Genomic DNA, 8,799 nt, shown 5'->3' on the forward strand with positions numbered 1-8,799 from the left:
TTGCGCCCGGTGAGCGCCTTGTCGTGAGAAACGCGTCGGTGAGTAGCTCCATCGCAGCAGATTACCGGGGCGGAGCGTCGTGCGCGAGACGCGATCACAGGCGGCACTGAAATTGCTGCGGACCCGACGCGTTCGCCCTCGCCGGGCGCTTCCCATCGTCGTCTCGACCGGGCAGTCTCTCGGCCTGATCATTCATGGATTTCGAGGATGGACCTGAATTCAGTCGGCGCCGTCGCCACGCCGAGGACTCGCCTCGACTTGGCCGATTGGCAGGACGGCGATGCGTGGCTGGCCGGTGGGACGTGGCTGTTCTCCGAGCCCCAGCCGCATACGCGCCGGCTCGTCGATCTTTCCCGGCTCGGCTGGCAAGCACTTGAGGTGAGTGAGCGTGGCCTTTCCATCGCCGCGACTTGCACCATCGCCGACTTGTTTCGTCTCGATCTGCCGGTGTCCTGGCGCGCGTCGCCGCTCTTCGCGCAATGCTGCCGGGCGCTGCTCGGATCGTTCAAGATCTGGAACATGGCCACCGTGGGAGGCAACATCTGCCTCGCGCTGCCGGCCGCGCCGATGATCGCGCTCGCCACGGCCCTGGAGGGTACATGCCTCGTCTGGACGCCGGAGGGGGCGGACCGTGAGGTCGCCATCGTCGACCTCATCGTCGGCGCGCAATGCAATGCCCTGGCGCCCGGAGAAATCCTCCGGCGCATCGATCTTCCTGTGGCCGCGCTGGAACGCCGGACCGCGTTCCGCCAGATCTCCCTAAGCCCCAATGGACGTTCCGGTGCCCTGTTGATCGGTACCCTGGACCGAGGCGGTTCTTTCGCTCTGACCATCACGGCCTCGACGCGTCGCCCGCTGCGCCTGGTCTTCCCCGCGCTGCCGGATGAGGCAGCGCTTACCGCTGCCATCACCGAAGCGGTGCCGATGGCGATGTATCATGACGACGTTCACGGCGCGCCGGATTGGCGGCGGCACATGACCTTCAGCCTTGCCGAAGAGATCAGGCGCGAATTCGAGAATGAGACTCCGGCATGATCCTGCACGTCAACGGCCAGGAGCAGGCTGCATCGCCACGGCCCGGTCAATGTCTGCGCACGATGTTGCGCGAACTCGGCTGGTTCGGGGTCAAGAAGGGTTGTGATGCCGGGGATTGCGGCGCCTGTACGGTCCATCTCGACGGCGAGCCGGTCCATAGCTGCCTGCTGCCCGCCTTCCGCGCCGAGGGGCGCCGCGTCACCACGATCGAAGGGCTGGCTGGGTCCTGCAAACCGGACCTCGGTGAGACGGCGGGATTACACCCGATGCAGCAGGCTTTCCTCGACGCCCAGGGGTACCAGTGCGGCTTCTGTACCCCCGGCATGATCATGACCGCATCGGTCTTGGATCAGGGGCAAAGGAGCGATCTCGCCACCGCGTTGAAGGGTAATCTCTGTCGCTGCACCGGATATGGCGCCATCGCCGACGCCGTCGCGGGGGTGGCGCGCGTCGAACGCCTCGCGGATGGTGACGGCGAGCCGTGCGGGCGCAGCATCCCGGCCCCGGCGGGGAGGGGAATCGTCTCGGGTGATGCCGCCTTCACCTTCGATCTGGCCGTGCCCGACCTGCTCCATCTTAAGGTGCTGCGCTCGCCCCATGCCCATGCGCGGATCTCGCGGATCGACAGGGCGGCTGCTCTGGCCGTGCCGGGTGTCGTGGCCATCTTCACGCATGAGGATGTGCCGGCGAAGAGCTTCTCCACCGGGCGGCATGAAAATCCCCTCGACGACGCAGCGGATACGCGGATTCTCGATCCGATCCTGCGCTTCATCGGCCAGCGGGTCGCGGCCGTCGTGGCCATCAGCGAGGAAGCGGCCGAGGCTGGTTGTGCGGCGCTCCTCGTCGATTACGAGATCCGCGATGCGGTGCTCGATCCAGACGAGGCCATGCGACCCGGCTCACCCCTGGTCCATGGCAGTGCCGACCGGGCGGGTGAGGATGCGCCGCCTCGCCTCTCTCATCCTAATCTCGCTGCAGAAGTACATGGCGAGGTCGGCGACGTCACGGCGGGTTTCGCAGAGGCGGACCTGATCCATGAGGCGACCTATCACTCCCAGCGCGTGCAGCACGCCCATCTCGAGACCCATGGGGCCCTCGGCTGGCGCGATGAGGAGGGCCGCCTCGTCATCCGCTCCAGCACCCAGACGCCGTTCCTCACCCGCGATGCGCTGGCCGACCTCCTCGAGCTTGAGCGCGATTCGATGCGGGTGCTCTGTGGCCGGGTCGGCGGCGGCTTCGGCGGCAAGCAGGAGATGTTGACTGAAGATCTCGTGGCGCTCGCCGTTCTCGCCACCGGTCGCCCGGTCAAATGGGAGCTGACACGTCAGGAGCAGTTCAGCGCCACCACGACACGCCACCCGATGCGAGTGGCCGTAAAGATGGGTGCCCGCCGGGACGGCACTCTGACGGCGATCGCGCTGAATGTGGTCTCCAATACCGGCGCCTACGGCAACCATGCCGGCGGGGTGATCCATCATGGCTGCAACGAGGTGATCGGCGTCTATCGCTGCCCCAACAAGCGTGTCGACGGATATGCGGTCTATACGCATACTCTGCCGAGCGGCGCGTTCCGGGGCTATGGCTTGAGCCAGACCATCTTCGCGGTGGAATCGGCCATGGACGAACTGGCCCGCGGCCTTGGCCTCGACCCGTTCGAGATGCGCCGCCGCAACGTCGTGCGCCCCGGCGATCCGATGGTGTCGAACAGCCTCGAACCGCACGACGTGGAATACGGAAGCTACGGCCTCGATCAGTGCCTAGATCTCGTCGCAGCCGCCATGCGCGAACTCGCCCCGGCGGACATTCCTTCCGCTGATTGGCTCGTCGGCACAGGGATGGCCCTGGCGATGATCGACACGATCCCGCCGCGCGGGCATTTCGCCGAAGCGCGAATCGCGGTTCGAGCGGACGGGACCTACGCTCTCGATGTCGGTACCGCCGAGTTCGGTAACGGGACGACCACGGTTCATGCGCAGATTGCGGCCTCCGCCCTCGGCACGATCCCGGACCGCATCTCCCTTTGCCACGGTGACACCGACCGCATCGGCCACGACACCGGTGCTTATGGATCGACCGGTATCGTGGTGGCCGGGCAGGCGACGTTGAAAGCCGCACTCGCGCTGGCGCAGGGCCTCCGCGCGGCTGCCGCCGAGAGGGGAGGGGGGGCTCCCGATCAATACCGTGTACACCGCGACGGCGTCTCGAGCCCGTCAGGGGATATTGGCTTCTCGGACCTCCTTTCGGATGGCCCCATCGTGCGCAGGGGCAAGGCAGATGGCTCGCCGCGCTCCGTCGCCTTCAACGTCCAGGGTTTCCGGGTCGCAGTGCACCGGTCGAGCGGCGAAGTGCGCATCCTCGATAGCTTGCATGCCGCCGATGCCGGCCGGGTCATGAACCCGATGCAATGCCGTGGGCAGATCGAGGGTGGCGTAGCCCAAGCGATCGGTGCGGCCTTGTACGAGGCGGTGCGCATCGATGACGAGGGGCGTGTGGTCACGCAGACGTTCCGCAACTATCACATCCCAGCCTTCGCCGATGTACCCCGCACCAAGGTCTTTTTTGCCGACACCTACGACCGCATTGGCCCGCTCGGCGCGAAATCCATGAGCGAGAGCCCGTTCAACCCGGTTGCTCCGGCACTTGCCAATGCCATCCGCGACGCGACGGGTGCACGGCTCACCGCGACCCCGTTTGCGCCGGACCGTATCTACCTGTCGGTGTTGGAGGCGGTAGAGCATCGGGACAGCCCGGTATGACATCGGCCATTTGCCGACGATTTCGTACCGGTGAAGAGAGCTGCGCCCAACCACGTTTGGTCGAGTGCAGCTGTTGAATGTTTTCTGCTACGCTCTTCTTCGCCGAAGTGACTTAATACTTCGGCGGGAAGTTTTCAGAGAACCGTTTCGATCAGCCCGAGACGCTTGGCTTCGTCAGCTTCGATGTACCAATTGTACGGCGCCTTCTCGATGACCTCGTCGAGGGTGACATTCGAGCCGGCGACGAGGTTGGCGAAACCCTCGTTCTGAATCTCGATGGAGGTCTCGATCTCGTGCAACGTCGCTTTTAGGCTGGCGATGCATGTGGTCAGCGGGCCGTGGATCTCGAGGGTCTTCGCCATCTTGCGTTCATGAATCATGAGCCGCGTCCCCCGCGTGAGATAGCGGTTGGGGCGGGCGAAGAAGCTCATGAGGGTCGTGCCGGCGGAGTAGATCGCGGCCTTTCCGAGGAAGACAAGGCGACGGTGAGGCGTGACCTCGCTAGCGAAGCGGATATCCTCGCCCATCATACGGGCTACTTCGGGGTCGCCGCCGAGGGTCGTGAGTTCGACCACCACAAGATCGCGCTCGCAGGCCGCGTCGAACTGGCGACGGAAGTCCTTGTACATCGCATTGTCGACCGGGCCCGACAGCAGGATGGCGGGGGCCTTGAATTCCGGGGCGGAAAGAGGCGAGGTGTCCATTGTCGATCCTTGGCCGGGCTACGCGGGGAGCGGTCTCCCGCAGGACTCATGCCCGGCTCTTATCCGATCAGAATCCCCAATCCCGCCGGCAGTTGCGGTGACGGCGAAAAATCGCGGGTGGGGCGGTGAGGCCATCCGCACGTCCCGGCGACGGATCTGGACTTTTCAGCCCACCAAGCCTATATCGAACCTGCGTTTGATGACCGGTTCGTAATAACGTTTCAGGACCCGGAGGGCAGTACTCCGGCGCCTCCACCAAAAGCGCATCGTGATGCGTTTCTGATGGGGGCGAAATAGGATCGACTGGGCGGTAAAGGGATCGCGAGAGCGTCGGTAAGGACTCGACCGGTTTGGCGCAGGTAACCCCTGTTCCAAGTATTTGGCCAAAACTCTAAATGCCAACGATAACGTTGTCATGGATGCCCGCCTCGCGGCGTAAGCATCTTGCGGTAGGGTAACCGTCGAAACAGAACCCGGGGCTTCGGCCCCGGGACCCACTTTATCTCACTCATTTGATGAATATCAGTCAGCCGCGGCACTGCCGTTTCCGGCTCTATTGTCGTATGTTTGTCGCATAGATCTCCCATGCAAGATTTCAGCGTCAGACCGTCCGGCACGTCACAACAATTCCTGCTGCTTGATCGTGCCAGCAGGTCGTGTGTGCGTACGCACATTCGTGCTCTAGAACTTTTCCAAAGCGTTGCTGTCTGGTGTGTCTGCGCTAATTCGCATCATCAGGGAAAGCTGTTGACCATTGAGCGTTTGCCGGAGGCTGGTCGAAGCTTCGCGAAGACTTCCGCGACATGGCTCAACGGAATTTTATGTCTATGGCTCAGGTTCGGAGAACGCCATGCATGGCACTGAAGACCTCGAACTCAACCGGCGCGATCTGATGGCAGGAGCATCAGCCTGTGCCGTCGCCGTTGCCTGTCCCTCCGCCGCGTGGGCTGCTTCTCGCGATGCGTCAGGCCCCGTCATGTCCAAGGTTTCGCTGACCGTGAACGGAACGGCCCACGAAATCGACCTCGATACTCGTACGACCCTCCTCGACGCCGTCCGCGAGCACCTTCACCTGACGGGTGCAAAGAAAGGGTGCGACCACGGCCAATGCGGGGCGTGCACGATGATCGTCGACGGCCGACGCATCAATTCCTGCCTGACCCTGGCGGTGATGCACCAGGGCGATACCGTCACCACCATCGAAGGATTGGGGAAGCCTGGCGAGTTACATCCGATGCAGGCAGCCTTCATCAAGCATGACGGCTACCAATGCGGGTTCTGTACGCCGGGCCAGATCTGCTCGGGCATTGCGGTCCTCGATGAGATCAAGGCTGGCATCCCAAGTCATGTCGCCGCTGATCTCACCGCGACCGCTTCATTCACCACTGACGAGATCCGCGAGCGTATGAGCGGCAACATCTGCCGCTGCGGTGCTTACTCCAACATCGTCGATGCCATGTCCGAAGTTGCGGGGAGGCAGGCATGAAGTCTTTTACGTATGAGCGGGCAACATCACCGGCCGAAGCCGCTGCGTCCATCACGCGCGTACCCGGCGCGAAGTTCATCGCCGGCGGCACCAACCTCCTGGACTTGATGAAATTACAGGTGGAGACGCCCACTCACCTCGTCGACGTCAACGGCTTGGCTCTCGATACGATCGAGCCGACGGAGGAGGGGGGCTTACGGATCGGCGCTTTGGTGCGCAACACCGATCTGGCGGCTGACATGCGGGTGCGGCGCGGTTACGCCGTGCTGAGCCGGGCTCTTCTGTCCGGTGCCTCGGGCCAGTTACGGAACAAGGCGACCACGGCCGGCAATCTGCTTCAGCGAACCCGCTGCCCCTACTTTTACGACACTGCGCAGCCCTGCAACAAGCGCCAGCCTGGAAGCGGTTGCTCCGCCATCGGCGGTATCAGCCGCCAGCTCGCAGTGGTGGGTGTCAGTGAAGCCTGTATCGCCACGCATCCCGGCGACATGGCCGTGGCCATGCGGGTCCTCGACGCTCATGTCGAGACGGTGAACGGTGAGGGAGTTACCCGGACGATCCCCATCGCCGCGTTTCATCGCAATCCGGGAGACACGCCGCAGATCGAGACGAGCCTGCAGCCCGGCGAACTCATCACCGCTGTCACGCTCCCCAAGCCGGTGGCGGGGACGCATATCTACCGGAAGGTCAGGGACCGCGCCTCCTACGCGTTCGCTTTGGTCTCCGTGGCGGCCGTTATCCAGCGCGACGGAAGCGGGCGCGTGGCAATCGGTGGTGTCGCTCCGAAGCCCTGGCGTGACGAAGCCGCCGAAGCTGAGCTGCCGAAGGGAGCGAAGGCCGTGACGGACCGTCTGTTCGCGGATGCGAGGCCGACTGACGACAACGCCTACAAACTGAAGCTGACCGAGCGCGCACTTGGCGCCGTCCTGACCGAAGCGAGGGCCTGAACCATGAAGTTCGACACTCCCGCGGGTCGGAACCCGATCGATGAACTGAAGGTGGTGGGCAAACCCACGGACCGGATCGACGGTCCGTTCAAGACGACGGGCAGGGCGCAATACGCCTACGATTGGTACGATCCGAAGTCGGAGGCAGCCTATGGCTACGTCATCGGCGCGACCATCGCAAAAGGGCGGATCAATGCGATGGATCTGAGTGCTGCCAAGGCGGCACCTGGTATCCTGGCTATCGTTACAGCTGAGAATGCCGGCCCCCTCGACAAGGGCAAGCTCAACGCCGCCAAGCTTCTGGGTGGCCCGGAGATCGAGCATTACCATCAAGCGGTAGCACTGGTAGTGGCCGAAACCTTCGAGCAAGCGCGCGCAGCCGCAGCGCTCGTGCGGATGGACTACACCGAGACCGAGGGCGCCTTCGATCTCGCGGCGGTGAAGGACACCGGGAAGCCGGAGAAGCTCGCGAGCGCGCCCTCTGATACGTCGATCGGTGATTTCGAGGGGGCTTTCTCGGCGGCGCCCATCCAGCTCGATGCTACCTACACGACACCCGACCATGCTCATGCGATGATGGAACCGCATGCCTCCATCGCCTCCTGGGACGGCGACAGCCTCACCGTCTGGACCTCGAACCAGATGATCGATTGGGGGACGCGGGATCTCGCTCTCACCCTACGTATGCCGAAGGAGAAGGTCCGCCTCATCTCACCCTTCGTGGGCGGCGGGTTCGGCGGCAAGCTGTTCCTGCGTTCGGAGGCTGTGATGGCCGCCTTAGGCGCGCGAGCCGCCAAGCGACCGGTGAAGGTCGCCCTGACGCGGCCGCTTACGTTCAACAACACGGTTCACCGCCCCGCTACGATCCAGCGTATCCGGCTCGGCGCGACGCCGGACGGGACGATCACGGCGATCGGCCACGAAAGCTGGTCCGGCAACTTGCCCGGCGGCAAGCCGGAGGCTGCGGTGCAGCAGACCCGCCTGCTCTATGGCGGCGCCAACCGCATGACCCAGACCCGCCTCGCCATGCTCGATTTGCCGGAGGGCAATTCCATGCGCGCGCCCGGTGAGGCTCCAGGCCTGATGGTGCTCGAGATCGCCATGGACGAGATGGCCGAGCGCATCGGGATCGATCCGGTGGAGTTCCGTATTCGCAACGACACGCAGGTCGATCCCGAGAAGCCCGAGCGCCGGTTCTCCCAGCGCAGCCTCGTCGAATGCCTGCGCCAGGGTGCTGCAAAGTTCGGGTGGGACAAGCGGATCGCGAAGCCAGGTCAGGTCCATAAAGGACGCTGGCTCGTCGGGATGGGTGTCGCGTCCGCCTTCCGCAACAACATCAACGTCAAGTCCGGCGCGCGTGTTCGCCTCGACGATCGAGGCGTCGTGACTGTCGAGACCGATATGACCGATATCGGTACCGGCAGTTACACGATCATCGGCCAGACGGCCGCCGAGATGATGGGATTGACCCTCGACAAAGTCGTGGTTCGACTTGGAGATTCAGCCTTCCCGGTCTCTTCGGGCTCTGGTGGCCAGTTCGGCGCGAACTCTTCGACCTCGGGCGTGTACGCCGCCTGCGTTAAGCTACGCGAGGCAGTCGCACGGGCGCTTGGCGTCAACTCGGACGATGCCGTATTCGCGGATGGACATGTCCGCTCCGGAAACCGTTCGGTGCCACTCGCGGATGCGGCGAAAGCCGGGGAGCTCGTCGCCGAGGATACGATCGAGTTTGGTGGCGATCTCTCGAAGACCTATCAGCAATCGACGTTCGGAGCCCATTTCGTAGAGGTCGGTGTCGATACGAGCACTGCCGAGATCCGGGTCAGACGCATGCTCGCGGTCTGCGCCGCTGGGCGTATCCTCAATCCGAA

6 protein-coding genes and 1 other RNA gene (1 of these 7 cut by a window edge) are annotated in these 8,799 nt (G+C 64.0%); 6 read left to right on the forward strand and 1 reads right to left on the reverse strand.

What is annotated here, in order from left to right; translation table 11 throughout:
• Positions 1–207 precede the first annotated feature (207 nt).
• Together ACYQOP_RS12400 and ACYQOP_RS12405 are read left to right on the forward strand one after the other, a co-directional pair.
• Entirely contained in the window at positions 208–1,035 is an 828-nt protein-coding gene (locus ACYQOP_RS12400) for an FAD binding domain-containing protein (RefSeq protein ID WP_461222550.1), read from the forward strand.
• A complete protein-coding gene (locus ACYQOP_RS12405) occupies positions 1,032–3,791 on the forward strand; it encodes a molybdopterin-dependent oxidoreductase (RefSeq protein ID WP_461222551.1) in 2,760 nt (919 codons plus the stop codon). The genes ACYQOP_RS12400 and ACYQOP_RS12405 overlap by 4 nt, the downstream gene beginning before the upstream one ends.
• Before the next feature lie 134 nt (positions 3,792–3,925).
• Here ACYQOP_RS12405 and ACYQOP_RS12410 read toward each other — a convergent pair whose 3' ends face one another.
• Positions 3,926–4,495: a ClpP family protease gene (locus ACYQOP_RS12410; RefSeq protein WP_461222552.1), complete on the reverse strand. Its 570-nt coding sequence runs from the start codon at positions 4,493–4,495 to the stop codon at positions 3,926–3,928.
• Positions 4,496–4,648: 153 nt separating this feature from the next.
• Here ACYQOP_RS12410 and ssrA point away from each other — a divergent pair.
• The 4 genes from ssrA to paoC form a co-directional block, all read left to right on the forward strand.
• Positions 4,649–4,976: a transfer-messenger RNA gene (gene ssrA / locus ACYQOP_RS12415) on the forward strand.
• A gap of 369 nt (positions 4,977–5,345) precedes the next feature.
• Positions 5,346–5,981 carry an aldehyde dehydrogenase iron-sulfur subunit PaoA gene (gene paoA / locus ACYQOP_RS12420; RefSeq protein WP_056425956.1) on the forward strand — a complete coding sequence of 212 codons (636 nt, stop codon included), beginning with the start codon at positions 5,346–5,348 and terminating at the stop codon, positions 5,979–5,981.
• Positions 5,978–6,928 (forward strand): FAD binding domain-containing protein, encoded by a 951-nt coding sequence (locus ACYQOP_RS12425; RefSeq protein ID WP_461222553.1) that lies wholly within the window; start codon positions 5,978–5,980, stop codon positions 6,926–6,928. The genes paoA and ACYQOP_RS12425 overlap by 4 nt, the downstream gene beginning before the upstream one ends.
• Positions 6,929–6,931: 3 nt before the next feature.
• Positions 6,932–8,799 carry the 5' portion of an aldehyde oxidoreductase molybdenum-binding subunit PaoC gene (gene paoC, locus ACYQOP_RS12430; RefSeq protein WP_461222554.1) on the forward strand. It continues 340 nt past the right edge of the window, so 1,868 of the gene's 2,208 nt are visible here — the first part of the coding sequence; its start codon is at positions 6,932–6,934; its stop codon lies beyond the right edge, outside the window.

This window comes from Methylobacterium sp. CM6247 (assembly GCF_054817925.1).

Bases quoted from the DNA above. Each gene is read 5' to 3' on its own strand.
- ACYQOP_RS12410 (WP_461222552.1), bottom strand. From the start codon at position 4,495: ATGGACACCTCGCCTCTTTCCGCCCCGGAATTCAAGGCCCCCGCCATC.
- paoA (WP_056425956.1), top strand. From the start codon at position 5,346: ATGCATGGCACTGAAGACCTCGAACTCAACCGGCGCGATCTGATGGCA.
- ACYQOP_RS12405 (WP_461222551.1), top strand. From the start codon at position 1,032: ATGATCCTGCACGTCAACGGCCAGGAGCAGGCTGCATCGCCACGGCCC.
- ACYQOP_RS12400 (WP_461222550.1), top strand. From the start codon at position 208: ATGGACCTGAATTCAGTCGGCGCCGTCGCCACGCCGAGGACTCGCCTC.
- ACYQOP_RS12425 (WP_461222553.1), top strand. From the start codon at position 5,978: ATGAAGTCTTTTACGTATGAGCGGGCAACATCACCGGCCGAAGCCGCT.